Below are 21,644 nucleotides of genomic sequence, written 5' to 3' on the forward strand. Positions count from 1 at the left end.
ATGGTGTGCGATCAGTAAGTCAATCATGTTAAGCCGCCCATTGCGGCAATTGCTTTTAGTTCGCTTAGCATGTAATTGCGCTGCTTTTGCATGAGAAAGTGAAATAATTTCCCGGTGTCTTTAATCCACGCCATTCGTTGCTTGTAATCTTCAAGGATTAGATCCTTCGGGGCGTTGGAGCGATACTTCATGTCGGACGTTTCATCTTGGGCCGTGAAGCTCAGTTGCAAAGGTGGGATTAACGCGTGGAACGCACGCGCCGGCGCAGCCCACCATTTTTCCGAGCTGGTCGCTTGATCCATAGTTCGCTGAAATTTAAGCTTGCCGATGAATTCCGCGTCATTATATATCAGCCCTTGCAATACTTCGCCCTGCTCATGTTGTGCCATTACCCAAAGATGGTTGAAGGCAAAGTTGTTTTTAAAGGTGCTGTCGGTCGTTTCTTCCCATTGCTTGACCAAATTGAAGCCGATGGACACTCGCGGAGTCCATTTGAAATATCCCGGATTCTCCGAGTTGGAGCCAAGGAATTTACCGGATCCTGCATCGTCCATTGAGGCGCTGGCTTCATTGATCACCGGGCACTTTGGAACCACGTCGCCCGCCCACTGCTGTCGCATCAGGTTCTTCTGCACGGTGGGATGGTATTGCCGACTGTCACGTTGCTTGGCGCAATCCTGGAACGCCACTGGGTCCGCCGCATATCCGTAGCACCAGACGAGAAGATCGTTATAAATCCACAGATTACCTTTTCCCAATCCTTCATGGACGATACCCATGCCGGGCATCTTGTCTACCTGCCAGCTTTCCAAATTAGCTGAAACCTGTTTGGCTGCAAACGCACCTAGACCAGTCCAATAAAACCGACCAAGCTTGTCCTTTTCTCCGAGATGAAAATCCTCAAGAAACATGCGTGCGTAGCTTGATGCCACGCGACGGGCTCTTGCCCCATAGTTTTTTCCGACAAACGATGCATCGCCGGGTTCAATCTTGGTTTCTGAAATGGAATGCGAACTGAATCGATAATCGGGCGTTCCATCCTTCAGGACGGGAGTGCGTGTATCCAGTTGGGCCATCGCATATTGATGGGCGAGCGACCAGATGATTTTGCAATCGCAATTCGCGTCAATGCACGTATTGCTTTTTGGGTTGGTAGTATCTTCTGCAAGATTGGCCATCTTTTAACCTTTATTTATCTGCGTCCGCGAATAATTCGTCCCAGTGAATGCCAAATTTAACATTTTCTTCCTGAGCTGTATTCAAGGTTGCCGATCGGCCGAGATTATTGGTCTGGAAAACATGCTCTCCGGAGTCGGACGTCATTCGATAGGCAACACCCGGCAGAGATCGCCCTGAGGGGGTGAGCATTCTGAAAGTTTGGTCGTTCGCCTCGACGGCGGGTGTACCGTTCGACGCAACCCCCATCGGCTTGGGCGGCATATTGCTTACTTGAGCGTTAACCTCATAAACGCCACCACCCACCGTAATCTTGCCGGTTTTCAGGCTGATATAACTATCGCCACCGTGCAGCATCACTTCATCCGTCGCCTTGATCGTGATCCGGTTCGCTGTCTGTGTAATTTCAAGCTTTGCGAGCAGATTGAGGTTTTTCTGCAGAGCCTTGATGTCGATATCACCGGCGTAGGACACCATCCGGATCCCTAGCTTGTACGCAAACAGCCGGATCGCGTTTCGGGCAGTAGCTAACAGGCTGCTGCCGCTGCTGACGCTAACATGAGCGCCGCCCGTTAGCGCCATATGTTCACCGCTCGCAAGGTGGGTACTGCCAGCCGTCGTCGCCTCAATTCCGGCCGGTGATGCGAGAACCAAATGGGGCCTTGACAGTTCCGGAAACGCGTCGCTCCCTTGCCCCCCACCCGCCCCTCTGATCTCATCGCTCTGTTTCCGAAGTGCCTTGGCAACCTCGGGCTGGTCCTGCGCATCCTGCGCTTGCGCTTGGACGGCCGCATTGGCAAGCGTATCGTGCAAGTCTCTCGCTTGTACCAAACGCTGCACCGTCTCGCCCATGTCCTTCACTGCGGACACCGCACCCGAGCGAGCTTCGGTTGTCACCAACATCCCTTGGTTCGCCCGCAGCACGCCCCACGAGTCGGTTGCTAGTTCCCAACCGATTCCGCGTGCTTCACCACGCCCTTCATTGCCTTCAATGCGCGTGTTGTACCCGACCACTAGGCGAGACCGCTCGTGATCGCTCGCGACTTGCACTTGAAGTTTGCCCGGCGTGTCGTCGGCAACGATATGGTTCGCCATCGTACTGGCCAAATCTCGCGAACGTAGGCCAGACAAGGCTTGGTTATCCGGGAGCTTCCATTGGACAAAATTGACGCCGTTCGGCACGCGGCCCGTGATAAGAGGGCGATCGGGGCATCCGTCCAAGAACGACACGACGACTTCATCGCCGATACGTGGGACATGGATCATTCCGAATCCCTGACCCGCCCACGGATGGCTCACACGCACCCAGCACGAACTCCGCGTATCGCGTTGCCCGGTTCGATCCCAGTGGAATTGGATCTTGGTTCGACCCAACTCATCGGTATATATATTCTGCTCTCGCGGACCAACCACCGTCGCAGTTTGCATTTGCATGACGGGCTTGCGGTGCTCGAACGGGCTTCGGAAAGGCACGGATTTACGCTGCGCCTCTAACTCAACCAGAAAAAAGCCCTCGGAGCCATCATGATGGAGTACGCGGGATGGCCGTGCTCCGTCCTGATTCGCCGACGCCTCTGCCAATTGGCGTTGCAAACTACCTGGGAGATTTGCGTGATGGTTTGAAACTGGGAGATTGTTCTCGATCAGCCAAACCACTTCGATAATGGCGAACTCGTTACGCTCAGCGGATTCAAGATCGTGTTGTGGATGCCCGACAAGGGTAAATGACCGTCCCGCATCAGCGCTGCGCAGTCCGCCAGTGCCGTAAAACCGCTTGGCACGAGACTCCCACTCTTCCATGCGAATTTTAGAGAGGTGATCCCCACGCTCCTGCTCAAGATACGTATACGGGCCGGTGTATTCGTACATCTCCAACTGTTCCGGTAGTTCATGGGACATCGTCGGGATGTTGGTACCCTTCGGATTCGCGAGCGGTGAGGGACTCTTGTAGTCGAACGTGCGAGTGGTCAGCGCGGCGCTATGGAGGGTGCGCAGGCCGGACCAGTGGATCAACCCATCGACCTCGCTATTCACTCCGTCGCGCGAGAACTGCACTGAACGCGCAACAAGCGGCTCACATGAATCCAAACGATCCGTAATGGTCAGGCTATGAGATTTTCCGTCACTGGCCTGCGTCCAAATGCTGAAGAGCCCCTCCTCCTCCATCAACCGATGAACGAAATTCCAATCGTCCTCATACTGCGTGCAATATGATCTCAGCGGAAGCGGCTTCGAGAGTGCAAAATTGAATCGGCCTCTCGCCTGCGAATGTACGTTGAATACGTCCCGGAGGATTTCATCGACCGGTTTGTCCTGCCAGATACGTTGATCGCGGCGAAATTTCAGAAAATGCATCCACGAGGCGAAGCTGATTTGGAAACTGGTTAGTCCGCCTTCCGACCCCAGCCGCCGCACTGCATAAACGTAACCGTGCCGTGGAAGGTAGGAGTGATCGGCCTGCTGGAGCCATAGAGTAACGGGCTGGCCTATCAGCCTCGTCAGCTTGAGATCGCTGCGTGTCGACGCCACATCGAGCGTGAAATCGTAATGTCGTCCAATTCTGGACCGACCTACAGTACGCGTAGGCAGTAGTACATTGTCCCCGAGCGGGGTGTCGAGTTTCAGTAAACGATCCTGTTGGATCGGTCCGCCTTGAATCGCCCTCATGATGTCTTGCACACTCATCCCGATCCTTTTATTACTTTTAGCTTACTTGTTGCCAAGATAGCCCAGGTTCTCTCGCCGAGTATTCTACAGCTGAATAGCTAGTGCTTCCCCTTACTCGTGCCTCGTTGTCTGTCAACCAATGCAAAACCAATGAAAGGTTTTCGACAGCATCGGCACCAATGTCATCGATGAGTGGCCCATGTCAATCTCAGCCGTTCCGGCCGCCCCTCACGGAACCGCTGTCGGACTGTTGGGCGGGCAGTCACGCCCATTCCGCAACGGAATGGCGCAATGTGCCGAAGGCGAAAGGTCAAAGGCGATAGGTGCGCCAGCGCGGCGAACGCCGGCCCTCAGCATTCCGAGGCCAACACAAACTGCATTGGTCCCCAGTGACGGACCTCGCCGGGAACCATTGCCTCTCGCTGGACATCACGCTGTCAAACGAAATATCGACTCATACGAGCCAATACCAATTCAAACGCTTATGAATACCTGTCATAAATTCAGCAGAAACGCTAGATAAAGACAAGTAACGCGTAAGCGGCGACGGGGGACGTGATGCTTGAGAAAATCATTCGCGTGGATAACGTAGGGGTGTTCAAAGCGGGCGTGCCGTCGGCTGTCGAACTGAAGAAGGTCACGGTTGTCTATGCCGACAATGCGCGAGGCAAGTCAACACTATCGGCCTTGCTCCGCGCCTGCGGAGCTGGGGATGCACAAGCCCTTCAGGCCCGCAAAACCATCGGTGCGACAGGCGCTCAGGCCGTTCATCTTCGGTTTCAAACTTCCAGTGGCGGTTCGACCGTTTTGTTCGATGGCAACGCGTGGTCGGCAACAGCCTCAAACCTTCATGTCTTCAATCAAGAGCTTGTTGAGCGGAACGTCTACGCCGGCACGGCGGTGACGCCTGATCAACGCGCATCTCTGTTGGAGCTTGCATTGGGCGCCGACGCGGTTGTCCAACGCGAAGAATTCCAGAAGGAGTCAGAAGCGCAGCGAAGCGCCGTCCAATTGGTCAATGCAGCTGAGGCAGCCCTGCAGGGCTATCACCGGGGCACAACGCTCGCGGCGTTCCTAGATTTGCAGCCTGTCACCGATGGCCATGAACTGCTTGCCTCACTCGACAAGCAGCTAAGCAAAGCCCGCAGCGTCCAACAAATCCTAGGGCGTCAGGGCTTTCGCCCCCTCAACGCACTGACTTACGACTTCGAAAACATTCGCACAATCCTTCGGTCGCACTTTGAAAGGCTACAGGAGGATGCGGAAACAGAGGTGAGAAAGCACTTCGACGCGCATCTTGGACAAGAGACAGAGCGGTGGGTCAACGAAGGGCTTCGCCACAAGCCAGAGGAACACTGCCGTTGCCATTCCGCGATGATCTCGTGCGCCCTCGTGCCGGCCTCGGCTCGATTGCTTGTCCTGAGACTCGCCCGAAACGCATCGGCCTTCGGCTTGCCGGTCTTGGGATTGCGGAAGTGTTGTTGCAGGTCTTTGGGCACGCCGATCCGGAGGTGGAACACGGACGAGCCGGGGCGCAAATAGACGCCAGTGGGAAGGGTTGCCAAGTCAGTCATCTCCGCATTGTTGCACGGCGGAATTGACACACCAAACTGACACACCCGGAAAATGGAAAGGCCTGGAAAGCTACGCCAGATAAGGAAACCCTTTACTGACAAGCTTTCCAGGCCTTGATTCCTGGTCGGGGCGAGAGGATTTGAACCTCCGACCACCTGCACCCCATGCACGTTTTTGTTGCTTCCGTCGAGTTCCCCTGGCGTCCGCGGAAACACCATAATTCATTGATTTTAATGGATATTTATGCAAAAACTTGCCCTGGCAATTCCATTACAATACGACCCAAGCTTCCTGATCTGTGGGGGCAAATGTGGGGGCAATTTTCCCCGGAGGCTGCAATGAGCACGCTCACCACGAAGGAATTGCAAGGGCTAATCCCGGCTGACAATGGCCGTCGTCTGTCCGATGGACACGGTGTTTTTGGTGTGGTCCGTGCCGGGGTGAAGGGCATATCGGTTCAATTTTCATTGCGCTATCGAGCGAGCGGCGGCGTCCGCGAGATCCGTCTCGGTACGTTTCCGAAGGCGAGCCTGCGCCAGATCAGAGATGCCCGCGACCGTGCGCGTGCACGCATTAGTTCCGGAGAAGATCCGCTGGAACAGAGACGCATCGAAAGGCTGAAAAGACTAGTCGACGTGAGCGCAGAAGTCCGCACCCTCGAGGACAAGCTCGCGCGTAGGACGTTCAAACAGCGATTCAACGAGTGGGCCGACTCCGCCCTGCGGAAGCGGGCAGACAACGGACAAGAAGTCCGTCGAGCATTCAAAAAGGATGTCCTTCCATTGATCGGCGACATCGCGATGGAAGACGTCCGCCGCTCTGACATCATGTCGTCACTGGACGCGATTGTCGCGCGAGGCGCGAACCGGCTCGCCAATCGGACTCTCACCGATCTCAAACAATTCATCAAATGGTGCCAGGCGCGGGAGTACGTTTCCGCCAATCCTCTGATGATGGTCTCAAAGAAGGATGTCGGCGGGACAGACGCCGAACGAGAACGAACCCTTTCCGATCACGAGATCGGCGCCTTTCCGAAAGCACTGGAGTCCGCGAACGTGCCGGAGATGACAAAGCACGTATTGATGTTGATCTTGGCGACCAACGCACGCGTGGGCGAGATCATTAAGGCACGCAAGCGCGACATCAACCTTGAACTTCGGACTTGGCGCGTCCCGGTTGAGAACGCGAAGAACGGGGATGCACACGTTATATTTTTGTCTGACTACGCCACAACGCACATGAGCGCACTCCTCCAACTGTCCAACAGTAAGGAATGGCTGCTACCGGCCCGCCGGCACAAGGACAAACCGGAAACGCACATTGACCTTAAAAATATCACCAAGCAAGTAGCTGACCGCCAGCTAGTCTTCTACAAGCGTGGCGCACATTCGAACCGAACCGCTAAAGCGAACTCCCTCGTTCTCGGCGACGAGAAATGGACTCCGCACGACCTACGCCGAACAGCCGCCACCTTGATGCAGTCGATGGGAGTATTGCCCACCGTGATCGACAAATGTATGAACCACCGCGAGCAGAACCGCATGAAACGCATCTATCAGCGGTATCCATATACGGTCGAGAAGCGCGCCGCATGGCACCTGCTGGGGGCACGACTGGAACAACTGACGGCTCTGGATCGATCTGCTGAGCGAATTGAGCATAACGGGGGCACGGAAATGAGGGAACACGCCATGCAGACTGCCGCGATCGACGTCTCGACATCGGAGCCGGGGGGGTAGTCGGGATTTTCCAGCTAAGACTGGGACGGAAATTTGGGCTAGCCTCGGCCCCGCCGGCGGAACCCACTGCCCTGTCTAGCCTGCACAGATGCGCTTACCTCGCGCAAGAATCCCGCTCGATGCCCGCCTTACTCACGGAAGCGTCTACAGCCGAAAGAGCCTTCTGATTTCGGTTTCGGCTTCCTGCCCCATTGCGCCCAGCTCGTAATACTTCGTGTTAGCAACGATCTTCTTCGCACGCTTGATTTCGTCATTAACCCATTTCGGCTGTGACGAACTTGTGCTCAGACTGTCAATGACGGAAAAGAAGTAATCCTTTAGACCAGTTCTCCACCAGAAACCCTGCTGACACACCCATTTCTCCATAGAAAACGACGGGAAAGGATACCCACTAGTGGCATTCCAATACTTGAACAATCGGATTGTAGGTTTGATCAACGAACAATGATCCTTGTTCCGGGCCTCAAGAGTACGGTTGAAGTCGTTGGGATAGGTACTCTGCCAGTGACCAGGCCCATGCGGGATACGCAGCCCGCCGAGCCAACTCAGCGTCGCAGGCACCAGATCGAACTTGATATGGTTGAGCTCGAGAACAATCGTCGGAGAAGACTGGAAAATTTCAGAGGTACGGTAATTGTCTTCGACGAAAATTTTCAAACGGTTCAAGTAAGTCTGCGGAAGAAATCCACCATCACCGAAGACAACCATGTAGTCAATGTCAGATTTTCTATCCATTGACCGTGGCAAGATTGTCCCTCGCGTCGAAGAGCCGAAGCAAAAATGCTTCTTGATTACCTCGCCCTCAAAATGAGTGGCCAGCCTGGACTTCAGAGTCGAAATAGAAGTAGAAATTGATGATAGCTCTCTCGGCGAAAGCACGGCCTTGCTGGCGGTGTCGTTCAAAAAGCTCAGCACTGACATCTAAGAAACCTCGATATAAAGGCCTTACGCCGATGTGTGGTCGATTTAACTGCTTGGCGCCGTCTCACCTGCGGAAGTGCTCGACACATCAGCTGCTCTGTTCGTCGCCCTGAGATAGCGGTTTAACCCCGCTAGCTAAGGAACTTCGTGCGCAGGGATGGCACAATCTTGCCTCTCAGGTCGCGAGCATTATCCACACCACTGGAGGCGACGTCGCTCTTGAGTGAGGCCCGCTCGGAGACGACCACCCCGCCAACGGAAGCTGCGTCTGTTGTCACTCTGATCATCGCACTGTTCGCTGTCCTTATGCACGGCAACGCACCTTGAAACATTAAATATTCAGAGCCCGCCGCCTCTCATCCCATTCATTCGTCAAATCATCGTTCTTCTTTTTGAAGATTCGACTGGAAAGAGTAATCGCCGCAACAGCCTTCGTCGACTCGTACACGCTAAATTGCTCCACCGCGGATGCGTTAAAAATCATCTCTTCAGGCTTATTCAAAAATAGAGAATAAAGCCGCTCATAGACCGATTCGCATCGAGATCTGAAATACTCAAGTCGAATACAACGAACGACGATCTGCTCACCAAAGATGGTGGCCGCTGCAATCGCCGCGAAAGCCAAATCTTCCTCTCGGAGCATAAAAATAAAAACGATAATTGCCAGCAAAGCCTGGATTCGCGTCCAAAGACACATCTCCTTCGCAATTTCCATACTAAAGAAACAATTCTCAAGCGTAGTTGCCGCCAATCTACTATGCCCATTAGGTAGAGGATTATTGTAATACCCCTTGGTTGCATGCTGGGCCAGCGGCACCCCGAAGCTATTCGAAAGCTGATCTGCTGCTCGCGCCTGTGTCGCCCGAGGAAACAAATAAAGCCTTGCAACCACACCAATCGCAAAACTGACAAATGCCAAAACTACGAGTGCCAACTGAAGAAAATTGTATAGCTTCACACTACTCTCTCGACTTACCGTGACGAGAAAAACCGAAATTCCAGTCGCCACAATAAATATCACATTCCCCCAAAACTCCGCCGCTTCCAGAGGACTATAATATCGCTCCCGAATGGGATCATGCCTATTTACGTTAGCCATACGATGGAAATTGATTTCCAAAAATACCACGCCATTGATTTATTGCTTGCTCGCCAGCCCCCAACATGCCCATAAACCAAGCGGTATTGGCAGCATCCCGAGCCTGCACAAGCTTTCTGTATAGAGTCAACCGTTCCCCTACAGCGAGATAGTTATCGACTTGATCGCCATCGTAAGAATACGGCCCCAGAACAGCACTCGCCAGCACGCGAAAGAAAACAAACACCGCCTGTGGCAGCGCCGCAACGTCGACAGACGTAAGTTGCTGCAGTGCTACGCACTCAATATGATAATTACGAAGCAGGTTCCCGTGAAGAGAGTTCCAATGCTTTAGAATTTTTATAACCTTTCTAAAATTTGGCCCACAAACCGCTGCCTGCGTATCGATGGCACCAACGTGATCCTTTGGACGAGATCTTATCCATGTTTCGGTGTTCATATCCGGAACATTTAGGAACAAAGCCTCATCGTATCTCACCCCATCATGGCTGGTAAAGAATACCGGCACCACGTCGACATCAGGAAACGAGCTATATTTCAGCGTAACCGCCTGACCGTTTCGCCGAACGCTAGGTTTTGCATTCAATGCCTGACGAACCGCAAGAAGAACCTGTGACGGCGGCTTGTTGCAGCAGTGTTTTCCGAAGTGGAGCACAACGAATATGTCAAGATCCGCCGTTTTTAAAGACGTGAATTTTGGAATCGATCCGCCCGCGAAGCCATCAATCACATCAAACCGATTTCCAAGCAATCCGACAATGTGGTTTCGTCGAATCGCTGCCAATGCACGGAAATCACCAGAAAGATTGATTCTCTGATAGAACTCCAAAAACGCACTGTCAACCGTGTATGCCACGCTTTCCCCATCTTGGTCTGATCACACACATTTCCGCTATGACCGCCCACTCGATGCCGCCCGCATACGCCACTCGCGATCGATCGATAAGCGCGCGCATATTTGTCGAGAGTGCGTAGTTCTATCCGGATGGGTACCTCCGCCGCTCCACTCCCCTGTCAGCAGCCAATCTTCGAAATATCCAAGCCACTCTACCGTCCACGCAAGTTGAGATCCGACCAAGTCCATCTGAGGCGCCCATTCGCGGTACTGCGGCGAAAACAGACATAGATGGGTACCGTGACCTTTGTGTCGATAGGTGTGGGGTAACCGTCGCCCCGAAGCCAAGATCGACAAATCCGGATGCAACACGAAGACGTCCGGCGCAACATACCCCTTCCGAACCTTCAGCAAACACTGATAGAGTCGTGAAAAATCGCCCGGCGCAACCGAAAAGCTGTATCTCAATTCTCGCCCGGAAAAAATTCTGGCGACCGCTCCCGGCAACGCAAGCCGCTCAAGCTCCAGTTGCCTCTGGGGAAGCGTCGGGATAATCACCTGTCCTGGTCGCATCAATCACCATGGAAATTGTGAGCGCGCGCCGGCAACGTCCTCGTCGCGGCCGTCGACGTCACCAGAGCAACCCGACTAGCAGCGCGATTGCTCTCGCGCGTATTCGACAGCTCCACTTTCAACGTGCTCGCAGACCGCGCGCCGAACGCGCCCTCGACGATGCTGATCAGCACATCGTTGCCCAAGTTGTGTTCGACCGCCTCTTGCAGCTTGCCAAGATCGCGCGCCAGAACGCCAATCCAACCTTCGAACGCCTCTTGCCTGCCTTCCTCGTTCATGGCACTCGCCAAGTTGTCCTTAGGGGCCGACGGATTCGGCAAATTCCACTCCTCCAAACCACTCGGCAACATGGTTCGATGAACCAAACTCGGCATCAACTTAACCATATCGGCGAGCAGGTCCAGCGGACTATCGTGCTGAATCGGCGCAAGCCGAGCATAGGCCAACGCCGCCAAGGTCGTGACGAAGACCGAGGTCGGGGCAAGCTTCTTTAGCGCTTCGCTGACCGAGAATTTGCTGTTCCGGTGCAGCTTGAGCAGTTGCACAAAGCGACAAAGCAGGCGATTGAACACTTCATCGGCATCTGCCAACGGCACAACCTCAGCGCGATCGGCGGCGTCCATTGCTTTCGCGACCACGATGCGCTCGCGGAAAACTGGCGAAACCGCTGCGGCTCGATCGAAATGTTTGGCATATCCCAGCGGATTCGTCGATTCGAACGTCATCACCGCACGATCCGGGATCAGTGCATGAGTTTCGCCAAACGGTGCCGACAAAAGCGGCGCCTCAATCACCGGTGCGATATCTGCGCTCATGCCGTCCGCGTATCCCAACGTGACACACCGCTCCCACCGCCGAATACTCAGGCCATGGTAGTCGGCATATCCTTTTAAGGCCCAGTAAAAGTCGTTGATGAGTGCAGCAGCGCCGCCGTGCGTCATGTAGTGACCACGAGCCTCCGAACTCAGCAACGCGATCAGATCGACGTCGAAACCATCGGTCGAGGTTCGCAGCGGACGCACCATAGTGCCGAGCTGTCGAGAACCATGCGGATGGATTTTGATGAGCAGGTCGGCAAATTCCTTCCGATTCGCGAGGAAGTCGGCGGTACCCTCATAAGAAGACGCCAATCGCTCAAGCTGGGTGGCGGTGGGCTCATGATCACGTGCGATCGCATCAACCAGAAAGAAAAAGCGACGGGACAGATCAGACGTCGAGGGGCGGCGAAATCGCGCCGTCAACGGATCGGGAATTGCAGTAGGTTCGGCCATCTTTTCCCCATTTGCTTAAAAAGAGCCGGCACCCAAACGAAATACTAGATATAGTGTCGACTAGGCTGATTCACCCCAAGTGTAGTGCCATTTTTACGTGACACCAATCCAACCAAACACGAGCATCAGACTTTTTTGTAACAAAACAACACGCAATCGTTTGCGCATGGTAGCGCGTATTTTCTTGTTCGGAGCAGCACCGGAAGCCTCCATTTCCAGATTGATCTTTGTCTCTCCGGGCGAACAAAAATCCAATTCCTTTGCGGAACAGGGGCTAAGCGTCAGCGAGGCTAGTAACCCGGAAGCAGAGTGAAAAGGAGGCCGCTGACGATGTCCGTCAGGCTGACCAAAATGGCACCGGGCAAGTGGTCCGTCACAAGACATTCCCGGCACGCAAAGATAGCAGCATGATTGGGCAGCTATCGCATCCAAAGCAGCAGGCGACGAAGCGGCAGCAGCGACAAGAGCTGCACCTGATTTGCAGTAACCGTCAAGATATATAAGCGCTTGGGTGCCGGCATAGGCGACCGGTGCCTCATGGCTGCGAATTCAACCGGTCGATGCAACAGCTTGATGGAGCCGCTCAGCCCGTGTATCGACGGCTAGAAGGCCGTTGAATTGCTGTCCGGCCGGACATATTTTCCCTTCCGCCGTTCGCGGCGATCACCGCGAAGTGTTCGATTTCAGCTCATTCGTGCTGGATTTCAATGTGAACGGATCAACGTGGAGGGCTTCCCGGCGTCCATTCCGGTACTGCTGGTGCGCTCCAGACGGTACGGCATATGAATCCGGGTATGACATTAAAAAATACGCCAGTGTTAATTATGTAAAATTAATTCGAAATCCGAATATATTGAGTTTTTACTTAAGAGGCCAGTTCAAAAAGGCCCTCGAGGGGCTGTTAACTTCACCGGCGAGCTGTTAACCTCAAGCATCTGAGCAACCGGATCATGAGGAATGCAAGCGCCGATCGTTGATGACGAATTGTGGGTACTCATCGAATCATTGCTCCCGCCGCCGAAACCGCGACGCTCGAAGAATCCAGGGCGGTTTCCGGTTCCGGACCGGGCAGCATTGAACGGCATCCTGTTCGTGCTCAAGACCGGTATTCGATGGAACCATCTGCCAACCCAGCTCGGCTTCGGTTCGGGGGCGACCTGTTGGCGCCGACTTCGCGACTGGCACGAAGTCGGCGTGTGGGATCGCCTCCACGAACTATTGCTCGCCAAATTGCGGGCGGCCGACCAGATCGATTTCTCACGTGCGGCCGTCGACTCATCATCGGTACGGGCTGTTGGGGCGGGCCAAAAACTGGCCCGAACGCCACGGATCGCGCGCGACCTGGCTCCAAGCACCACATCGTCACCGACGCCAACGGCACACCTCTGGCCGCGATCCTGACTGCCGCGAACGTCAACGATGTGACGCAGTTGCTGCCGCTGATCGACGCGATTCCGCCGATTCGCGGCCTGCGCGGCCACCCGATTCAACGGCCTCGCGTGGTTTACGCCGATCGCGGCTACGACTCCGAGCGGCATCGCCAAGCCCTGCGCAATCGCGGCATCCAGCCGATGATCGCAAAGCGCCGCGCCGAACACGGTAGCGGACTTGGCCAGTATCGTTGGGTGGTCGAACGCACGCACTCCTGGCTCCACAATTTCCGTCGCCTACGTACTCGCTTCGAGCGACGCTCTGACATTCACGAAGCATTCCTCAAACTCGGTTGCTCGCTTGTCTGTTGGAACATCCTCAGGCGTATCGAGCAGCCTTTTTGAACTGGCCTCTAAGGGATGCCTTGAACGTCGCATGCGAATCTAATACATGGGAGATAGCGCGGATGGCGCGAATCAACTTTCGATCGTCCACGCCGAGTGACGGCAAACTCAGGTCAAGCCGACACAGGTAACGTGACACGAACGCCGAACCCTCCGCCGTTCAACCCGCCGGTATATCTCAGGCTCCCGCCCAGTTTTGCCACGATGCGCGCGACGATGGACAGGCCCAAGCCGCTGCCGCTTTCATCGTGGTCCGCGCCGCGAAAGAAGCGATCCTGCAGTCGGCACAGATCTTCATCCGGGACGCCAGGGCCGTCGTCCCGCACCTGAAGGCTAACCGAGCCGGCACCCTGCCACGATGCGATTTCGACGGTGCCCTGTTCACAACCGTACTTGATCGCATTCTCGACGAGGTTATCGAGCAATACGCGGACCAACGTCGGCGGTGCATGGGCGACGACCGGACCGTCGACGACGGATATCAGCGACATCCGCTTGTGGTCTGCACGCGTCTGGTAGTCGTCAAGGCAGGTCTGCACCACGCGCGCGAGATCGACGTCCTCGCTGGGCAACTGCACGGTCTCGTCGAGTCGCGCCAGGGCGAGCAACTGGTCCGCCAGATGCGTGCTGCGGTCAACGCCCTCGACGACCCGTTGCATCGCGCGTCGCTGCCGATCCGGATCGCGTGCCGTGAGGGCAACCTGCGCCTGGACCTTGAGCGCGGCGAGCGGGGTCTTGAGCTCGTGCGCTGCGTCGCTGGTGAACGCGCGTTCGCGATCGATCGAGTCACGCAAACGCTGCAACAACGTGTTGAGCGCGGCGACCAACGGCCGCACTTCGTCGGGAATGCCGATCGTGCCGATGGCGTCGAGGCTGCCGGGCGAACGTGCGTCGATCGCTTCAGACAACGTGCGCAGCGGCGTCAGGCTGCGGCCAATGGCCAGCCAGATCAGTACTGCCAGCACGGGCAACGCGAATGCGAGCGGCCGTGCGACGCGACGCGCGACCTCGGCGGACAGATCCGAACGACGCGTACGTTGCTCAAAGATGCGCACCGTACGGCCACGCGCGGCATCGGTCAGCACGTAGGCGTGCCACTTCGGATTGCCAAGTCGGATCGGGCTCGATGCCGCAGCCGGCAACACCGGCAGATCGAGCGAGGCCAGCCCGGGACTCGCGGCCAGGATTCGTCCGCCGGCGTCGCTGACCTGATACAGCATCCGCGGCGAGGCATCGTCGTCGCCATCGTCGTCTTCTGACGAACCGAGCGCGATGTCCGCAAAGGCCGGGAGATCGGAAGCATTGAGCGCGGCGAACGCCCGGGCGATCTGCTGGATGCGGGTCTCGTCCCACTCCTCCGCTTCGTGAATTGCCTGACGGTAGCTCGACACCAGCGAGTAAGCCCAGATCACCACGACACCCGACAGTACGAGCAAGGTGAGCCGTTGTCGGATCGAACGCATCACGATTCCTTCTCCACCACGTACCCGACGCCACGAATCGTCCGGATCAGGTCGGCGCCTAGCTTCTTGCGCAGATTCGACACGTGTACTTCGATCGCGTTGCTTTCGATCTCTTCATTCCAGCCATAGAGGCAATCCTGGAGCTGTGCGCGAGAGAGCGGACGGCCCTGGTTCGCCAGCAACTCGACCAGCAACGCGCATTCTCGCGACGTCAGTGCGATCCGGTCGGTGCCGCGCGTGGCCGTCATCAGCGCGGGATCGACCGACAAGTCGCCGTATTCGATTGTGTCTGTGCCGCGGCCCTGCGAGCGCCGTACGAGCGCACAGCAGCGGGCAATCAGCTCGGTCAGGTCGAACGGCTTGCCGAGGTAGTCGTCGGCGCCCGCACTCAAGCCGCTCACACGGTCAGCCACCGTGTCGCGGGCCGTCATCACCAGCACCGGCGTATGGTCGCGGCGCTTGCGAATCCACTTGAGCAGTTCGGTTCCGGACATGCGCGGCAGGCCAAGATCGAGCACGACGAGGTCGTACGGCGTGGTTTCGAGCGCGAGTTGCGCATGCCTGCCATCGTGCGCCCAGTCAACCGCCATGCCGGCCTCAATTAGGCCGTCCTCCACCCCGCTTCCGATCAGCTTATTGTCTTCCACGAGTAACACCCGCATGACGTTGCATTCCTGTTGGTCCGGACATGACGTCCATTGCCGCACGATAACCGCAGGCGCGGGCCCGCATCAAGCGGGGCGGGAAAAATCAGGCCCTTAAGAATCCGTTAACGTCGGCGCCATAAGGTCGCGGTCATCAACATACGCAATCGAGCCGACAACCATGAACAGCCTGTCATTCAGACTCCGTTTCTGCGCAACGCTGGGCGTGCTGCTTTCCGTGGCAGCCGCCCCCGCCCACGCCGGCGAAATCAAGACGCTGATGCGGGACATGAAGCATGCGATGCAGGGTGCGATGAACAGTCGGACGATTCCGGAAATGTCCGGCTACGTGACCCGGCTAGAAAGCGATGTGCAACAGGCGAGCCGCCAGCACTATCGCAATGACCAGCCGACCTACGATGAAGGCATGCGCACGTTACGCGATGAACTGACCGTCGTCGACCGGGCCATCGAAGCAAATGATCTACCGGACGCAAAGCAAGCGTTGCGGCGAATCAACGGTTCGAAAAAACACTATCACGACCTGCTCGGCTAACCTGGGCCTGGCACGCTTTCGACACTCAACAGGCATTCCCGTCATGAACACCGCTACCCGTTATCCGCTGTCGATCAGCCTGCTGCACTGGCTGCTGGCCGCCGCGCTGATCGGCAACCTGATCATCGGCTTGCTGCTGGACGACAACGAGGACCTCGTCGGCCTGCACAAGTCGATCGGCGTCGCCATTCTCGTACTCGTGGCGGTTCGCATCGTGAATCGCCTGCGCATGCGTCGCCAGCTGCCGCCGTCGGTCAATCCGGCCGGCACACTGAATCATCTTGCAGAACGCTGCGTCCACGGATTGCTCTATGTGCTGATGCTCGCCATTCCCGTGCTCGGGTGGATGAAGACAAATGCGGCTGGACACACCGCCAGTTGCTTCGGACTCGTCTCGCTGCCGACGCTGGTACCCAAAAGCCACGAACTGTCGCACTGGTTGGGAGAACTGCACGCGCTGACGGCTTACGGCCTGGCTGCACTGGTTGGCTTGCACGTGCTAGGCGCGCTCGCACACAAGCTTTTCAAGTCCGAGAACGTGTTGTCGCGCATTCTGCCCTTGCCCACGCGCGCCGCGCGACACACGCTTTCTTCTGGTGACCGCAACTGAGCGACATACACAACGGTCAGCGGATGCTCACGCACGTCGTAGCAAGCGACATCATTCGCACATGCATTGCGCAAATGCATGCGGCAGTGTCGATATTTCCGCTTGTTTTGCAAAAGGTGAGCCATTCACGCGAAATCTTCCCGGAACCTGCGATACTCTCGCCCCCTCTTACATTCATACTGGCCGACGTTACTGATTTAATGTGTCCCCGATTGAACTCCGCTGGCGTCACGGAACGCGCGACCATTATTTGTCGCTCCCAGGAAAACGTACTGCTAGTAGCGCGAACGGGATCACGATGGACGCTGCCGGGCGGCATCATTAAGTCGGACGAATCCCCTGCGGAGGCGGCGAGTCGTGAACTCGAGGAAGAAACCGGCTTGATTGGGTTGAAACTGGCCTACGCTTTTCAGTTCGTTGGGTCGTCGAAGCTTCATCGTGTCTTCGTCACCGACGTTCCCACCCAATCAGATCCGCGACCTGGCAAAGAAATCAATTTGTGTCAGTGGTTCCGGTATGTCGACGTCCAGTCACTTCCAACTAGCACGCCCACGCTAAAGATTGTCGACCGTCTCTATAACCATTCTTGCGCGAACATGGCCGAGTCGCTTGCAATCGGTGTTTAACCCGGATTTCGTCATCCAACGAATCCATGCGATAGCAGGTCGCCGAACGCATTCAGAACATGTGCTCGTAATTCAGTCGAACGTGAACCGTGTCGGCACTGTCTCGGCGTTTTACCGACAGATCGATGTGATACCGGCCCGCCCACGGCATGTCGAAGTAGTTGCCGTACGTCGCCATGCCGTTGACCTTCAACACCGGCAAACGCTTGACCTGAATCTTCGGCCTGGCCTTCGATGCCGGTGCGGTCATCCTGGCGATGACCATCGCGTTGTCGATACGCGCGCCGGTCCTGGCGTCGAACAGTGCAACCACGAGGTGATAGCTGGCCAGATTCTGTGCGGCTTTAGTATCTCCTGGAGCACTCCCCTCTTCCGGCACGCGCGGTGCCTTCTCTGCCGGAACGATGCCGAAGTGAACGGTCAGGCCGTGCGTCGTCACGCTCCGGCTGGACGAGTCGGCGGCCGCCACACTCGTCGTTGCGCCGAACAACATCTGCGCAAGCACGATCAACATTGCCAGCTTTCGCATGATCATTTCTCCCTTCAGGTAGCGGCACGCATTGCGGTTGTGCAGACGCCAAGCCTTTCCCGAACGTCGCAGCCTCGCTTGAATGCTGCTGCCGTCCGGCCGTCCCCCGTTTGACTCATGTCAACGCGGCGGCGGCCATGCGCTCGAGCGGCCTGCGAACGAACGTCTCCTGTTGGTCGACGAACTGGAACTGGCATATCGCGATCGAGCCGCCTTCTCGCCCGGCATCGAGAAGGGAAGGTAGTTGACGAAGGTCAACCTGTCAGAAGCCGCCCGTGCGAAAAATTATCGTGTACGAGAACGTCAGTCGCCATAGGGAGACATTCATGAACATCGGCACTTCACCCGTCCAGGCCATCCGCGCTCCTCAGCGAGTGCTGATAGCCGTCGACGGTTCGACCGCATCCGCCCATGCACTCGCGTATGCCAAAGCGCTCCTCCCATCGAATGCAGCGGTGCACATCGTCAGCGTTGCGGAAAATCCGAGAACGCTCGTCCCGCTCGGATCGAAAACCATGGCGTTCCTCGAATCCGCGCGCGTCGAATTGCTCAGGGATGCTTCTGATGCCCTGTCGCGCGCCAAAGCCGCACTGGATCGCGACGACCTCGTCATCGACACGGAAGTCGTCGACCTGGCCGCCCATGGCGGGGATGTCGTGAATGCACTGGCCGACAGCGTGCAAACCTGGCAGGCCGAACTCCTGATCGTCGGTGCACGTCAGCATCATGGCTTGCTCGGATGGGTCGAAGGGACGGTTTCCGGCCCGCTCGGCAAACTCGTCGGGTGCCCGCTGCTCATCGTTCCGGAAGGTTTCGCGTCGGTTGCCGAGCACGTGCCACGGCGGATGCTGTTCGCCGTCGACGGAAGCGAGATTGCACTCGACGCATTGCGGACAGGGTTGACATTCTCGCGGGCCGACACCGAATTCCGTGCGATATACGTGGTTGATCCCCCCCCAATGCTGGGCGACTTCGTCCTTGGCGGGGCACTGGAAGAAGCATTGATCGGCGAAGGAAATCATGTGCTCCAGGGTGCCACGGCCATACTCGAACGCACGGCCAGACATGCGCAGTCGCAACTCATTCACGCAGATCGAACCGGCGGGGACGTTTCCCATCTGATCGTGCGCGACGCACTCGAATGGAATGCGGACATGATCGTCATGGGCACTCACGGGCGGCGAGGCGTCACGGGCTGGCTCGTCGGCAGCGTGGCCGGGCGCGTGGCGCGCATCACGAAGACGCCGGTCCTGCTCGTCCATGCGTCGCGTGCGTGACGCGCTTCGTCGTCACGCATCCGCACCCACGGCGTGGAACAGCTCCTCCTCCTGGGCGCAATGCAGGCGCACGATCGCCTCCAGCCCGTACAGCAGGCGTTGTATCGCCTGAACCTGCATGGTGTTCGTTCCGTCGCGCGGCAGGTCGGCGACCATCTGCCTGAGCGATCGGACCATCCTGAAGATCTCTCGGTGTGCGCCGCTCATCGCCGCCAGCGGATCTTCACCGCCGAGCAGCGGCGCAAGACGCGCATAGACCTCCAGATCGTCAGCCCGTTCGTGCGGCAGCAGCCGTTCGTCGAGCGAATCGATCATGTGGACCAGCTCGCTGGCGATGGCGGCCCCAGATAGTCCCGGCAGACGATCCGCGAGATCCCTGATCTGGTCCAGCAACGGTGACAATGCCGTGTGCTCGCGCCTGAGTTGCTCGACGTCGATATCCGCCAACCCGGCGCCCATCGGCCTCGGGCGCACCATCAACACGCGCAGCGCATTGACGATGACGACGACGTCGACGACTTCCTGAATCACCGCGCCGGCAATCGGCGGCAGGAATCCCGCCGCCGCGATCGTCATCGCGACGACCGACAACGACATGCCGATCACCACGCTCTCGAGCGCGATCCGGCGCGATCGACGCGCGATACGTATCGCGTCCACGAGTCGATCCAGCCGATCGACCAGCAAGACCACGTCGGCGGCTTCGGATGACGCGGCCGCTCCCCGCGCACCCATCGCGATGCCGACGTCGGCTGCAGCCAGCGCCGGCGCGTCGTTCACGCCGTCGCCGACCATGATCGTCACGCCCTCCTTGCGCGCGGCCTGAATCGCGACGAGCTTGTCCGTGGGCGTCTGCTCGGCACGCACGTCGATGACACCCAGCAGTTCACCGACGGCCTGGGCAATATCGCGCCGGTCGCCGGTCAGCATGACGAGGCGCTCGACGCCTTCGCGCTTGAGCAGCCGCAATGCCCGCGGTGTTTCCAGCCGCACCTGGTCGGCCATTTGAATCGCGCCGATCATGACGCCATCCACGCCGACGAATACGGCAGCCCCGCCCTCGCTGACGACGCGTGCCAGGAATGCGCCGCTCCACGGCGCATTCGTCGCGAATGCTGACACGTATTCGAACTTGCCGATCGCAACGGTCCTGTTGTCGACCCGGCCCGTCACGCCTTCGCCGGCCGTTTCGATGACGGCCGACGGCAGCGACAGGTCGATGCAACGTTCGTGCGCCGCGACCGTCAGCGCGTCCGAGATGACGTGGCCCGACGCTTGGGCCAACGACGCAGCGAAACGCAACACATCGTCCGCTGCGACGTCAGCGCCGCACTCGATCGCAACGATGCGTGCCCGTCCTCCCGTCAACGTTCCGGTCTTGTCGAAGAACAGAGTTGTCGCTTGTGCAAGACGCTCCAGCGCACCCCCGCCTTTGACCAGAATGCCGCGTTTCGAACAACGCGACATGCCGGATACGATGGCGACCGGCACGGCGAGGATCAATGGACACGGCGAGGCCACGACGAGCACGGCAAGCGCACGTGTGACGTCGCCGGTCAACAGCCATGCGATTCCCGCGGCGAGCAGCGATGCGAGCACGAAGAATGCGGCGTAGCGATCCGCGAGACGCACGGACGGGCTGCGCTCGCGTTGCGCACGCTCGACCATACGGACGATGCCGGCAAACGTGCTGTCGCTCGCCGTCGTGCGGGCAATCATTTCGAACGGGGCGCCTGCGTTGACCACGCCGCTGCATGCGTTTTCCCCGGAACGGCGTCGCAGGGTGGACGATTCGCCCGTCAGCATGGACTCGTCCAGTTCCGCGTCGCCGGTCAATGTGCCGTCGACGGGCACGAACTCGCCGCTCCGCACCAGCAGCCTGTCGCCGGGGACTAGGGTGTCCGGCGCAACCGAGCGCCATTCCCCGTTCTCGAAACGGGTTGCCTGCCGGGGGGCGCGGCCGAGCAGTGCGCTCATCTCGCGTTGCGCGCGATCCTGCGCATACCGCTCCAGCGTCCGTCCGCTCGCCAGCATCAACGCAATCACCGCCGCCGCAAGCGTCTCGTCGAGCACGACCGCCAGCGCGATCGCGAGCCACGCGAGCACGTCAATGCCGGCCTGCCGCCTCATCACGGCCTTGACCAGCGAGACCGTCAACGCGAGCAGGACCGGCAACGTCCCCAGCAGCCAGGCGAATCGTGCGAGCGACGGCTGGCCGAACGCCACGCATACGCCGCCGCCGGCGAGCGTGGCGGCCGCCAGAATCAGCAACACGAGATCGATCGACCAGGGGACTCGGGACATGGCC

Annotated in this window: 17 protein-coding genes; 7 read left to right on the top strand and 10 right to left on the bottom strand. The window is 57.7% G+C overall.

Features of this window, described 5'->3' with window-relative positions:
- Positions 1-23: 23 nt before the first annotated feature.
- Positions 24-1,178: a hypothetical protein gene (locus DM992_RS13785; RefSeq protein ID WP_162631654.1), complete on the bottom strand. Its 1,155-nt coding sequence runs from the start codon at positions 1,176-1,178 to the stop codon at positions 24-26.
- 10 nt (positions 1,179-1,188) lie between these two features.
- Positions 1,189-3,861, bottom strand: a complete 2,673-nt coding sequence (locus DM992_RS13790) for a type VI secretion system Vgr family protein (protein ID WP_111017219.1) — start codon at positions 3,859-3,861, stop codon at positions 1,189-1,191.
- A gap of 540 nt (positions 3,862-4,401) precedes the next feature.
- Between DM992_RS13790 and DM992_RS13795 the strand changes: the two genes are divergently transcribed.
- Both DM992_RS13795 and DM992_RS13800 read left to right on the top strand, forming a co-directional pair.
- Positions 4,402-5,385 carry a hypothetical protein gene (locus DM992_RS13795; RefSeq protein WP_111017220.1) on the top strand — a complete coding sequence of 328 codons (984 nt, stop codon included), beginning with the start codon at positions 4,402-4,404 and terminating at the stop codon, positions 5,383-5,385.
- Positions 5,386-5,756: 371 nt separating this feature from the next.
- Entirely contained in the window at positions 5,757-7,157 is a 1,401-nt protein-coding gene (locus DM992_RS13800) for a site-specific integrase (protein ID WP_162631655.1), read from the top strand.
- A gap of 144 nt (positions 7,158-7,301) precedes the next feature.
- Here the strand turns inward: DM992_RS13800 and DM992_RS13805 are convergent, their stop codons facing one another.
- The 4 genes from DM992_RS13805 to DM992_RS13820 all read right to left on the bottom strand — a co-directional run bounded on the left by DM992_RS13805 (position 7,302) and on the right by DM992_RS13820 (position 11,856).
- Positions 7,302-8,078, bottom strand: coding sequence for a nucleotidyltransferase (locus DM992_RS13805; RefSeq protein ID WP_111017222.1), 777 nt, complete (start codon positions 8,076-8,078; stop codon positions 7,302-7,304).
- A gap of 331 nt (positions 8,079-8,409) precedes the next feature.
- On the bottom strand, positions 8,410-9,036 hold the full coding sequence (locus DM992_RS41675) for a hypothetical protein (RefSeq protein WP_162631656.1): 627 nt from the start codon (positions 9,034-9,036) through the stop codon (positions 8,410-8,412).
- A gap of 133 nt (positions 9,037-9,169) precedes the next feature.
- Complete coding sequence (locus DM992_RS41680; RefSeq protein ID WP_162631657.1) at positions 9,170-10,033, bottom strand: nucleotidyltransferase; 864 nt, start codon at positions 10,031-10,033, stop codon at positions 9,170-9,172.
- A 551-nt stretch (positions 10,034-10,584) separates the two neighbouring features.
- Complete coding sequence (locus tag DM992_RS13820) at positions 10,585-11,856, bottom strand: nucleotidyltransferase (protein ID WP_111017224.1); 1,272 nt, start codon at positions 11,854-11,856, stop codon at positions 10,585-10,587.
- A 957-nt stretch (positions 11,857-12,813) separates the two neighbouring features.
- On the opposite strand from DM992_RS13820, the gene DM992_RS13825 reads away from it, so the two are divergent.
- Positions 12,814-13,631, top strand: a protein-coding gene (locus DM992_RS13825) for an IS5 family transposase (protein ID WP_111017225.1) whose coding sequence is annotated in 2 segments (ribosomal slippage) — positions 12,814-13,162 and positions 13,162-13,631 — 819 coding nt in all. Because the reading frame shifts where the segments join, the coding sequence is not laid out codon by codon here.
- A 113-nt stretch (positions 13,632-13,744) separates the two neighbouring features.
- Here DM992_RS13825 and DM992_RS13830 read toward each other — a convergent pair.
- On the bottom strand, positions 13,745-15,094 hold the full coding sequence (locus DM992_RS13830) for an ATP-binding protein (RefSeq protein ID WP_091925825.1): 1,350 nt from the start codon (positions 15,092-15,094) through the stop codon (positions 13,745-13,747).
- Complete coding sequence (locus DM992_RS13835) at positions 15,094-15,756, bottom strand: response regulator transcription factor (RefSeq protein WP_091925822.1); 663 nt, start codon at positions 15,754-15,756, stop codon at positions 15,094-15,096. Before DM992_RS13835 ends, DM992_RS13830 begins: the two co-directional genes overlap by 1 nt.
- A gap of 163 nt (positions 15,757-15,919) precedes the next feature.
- Here DM992_RS13835 and DM992_RS13840 point away from each other — a divergent pair, with 163 nt between their 5' ends.
- From DM992_RS13840 to DM992_RS13850, 3 genes are read left to right on the top strand one after another with little or no spacing between them, the layout of a single operon-like run.
- Positions 15,920-16,294 carry a cytochrome b562 gene (locus tag DM992_RS13840; RefSeq protein ID WP_091925819.1) on the top strand — a complete coding sequence of 125 codons (375 nt, stop codon included), beginning with the start codon at positions 15,920-15,922 and terminating at the stop codon, positions 16,292-16,294.
- A 43-nt stretch (positions 16,295-16,337) separates the two neighbouring features.
- Complete coding sequence (locus tag DM992_RS13845) at positions 16,338-16,904, top strand: cytochrome b/b6 domain-containing protein (RefSeq protein WP_091925816.1); 567 nt, start codon at positions 16,338-16,340, stop codon at positions 16,902-16,904.
- Positions 16,905-16,927: 23 nt separating this feature from the next.
- Positions 16,928-17,530 carry an NUDIX hydrolase gene (locus DM992_RS13850; protein WP_343212383.1) on the top strand — a complete coding sequence of 201 codons (603 nt, stop codon included), beginning with the start codon at positions 16,928-16,930 and terminating at the stop codon, positions 17,528-17,530.
- Between the two features lie 52 nt (positions 17,531-17,582).
- Here DM992_RS13850 and DM992_RS13855 read toward each other — a convergent pair whose 3' ends face one another.
- A complete protein-coding gene (locus DM992_RS13855; protein WP_162631658.1) occupies positions 17,583-18,059 on the bottom strand; it encodes a hypothetical protein in 477 nt (158 codons plus the stop codon).
- 326 nt (positions 18,060-18,385) lie between these two features.
- Here DM992_RS13855 and DM992_RS13860 point away from each other — a divergent pair, with 326 nt between their 5' ends.
- On the top strand, positions 18,386-19,336 hold the full coding sequence (locus tag DM992_RS13860) for a universal stress protein (protein ID WP_111017227.1): 951 nt from the start codon (positions 18,386-18,388) through the stop codon (positions 19,334-19,336).
- A gap of 12 nt (positions 19,337-19,348) precedes the next feature.
- On the opposite strand, the gene DM992_RS13865 is transcribed toward DM992_RS13860, so the two are convergent.
- A complete protein-coding gene (locus DM992_RS13865) occupies positions 19,349-21,640 on the bottom strand; it encodes a heavy metal translocating P-type ATPase (RefSeq protein WP_111017228.1) in 2,292 nt (763 codons plus the stop codon).
- Positions 21,641-21,644 lie beyond the last annotated feature (4 nt).

This window comes from Burkholderia sp. JP2-270, assembly GCF_003233675.1.
Lineage (GTDB): Bacteria > Pseudomonadota > Gammaproteobacteria > Burkholderiales > Burkholderiaceae > Burkholderia > Burkholderia pyrrocinia_C.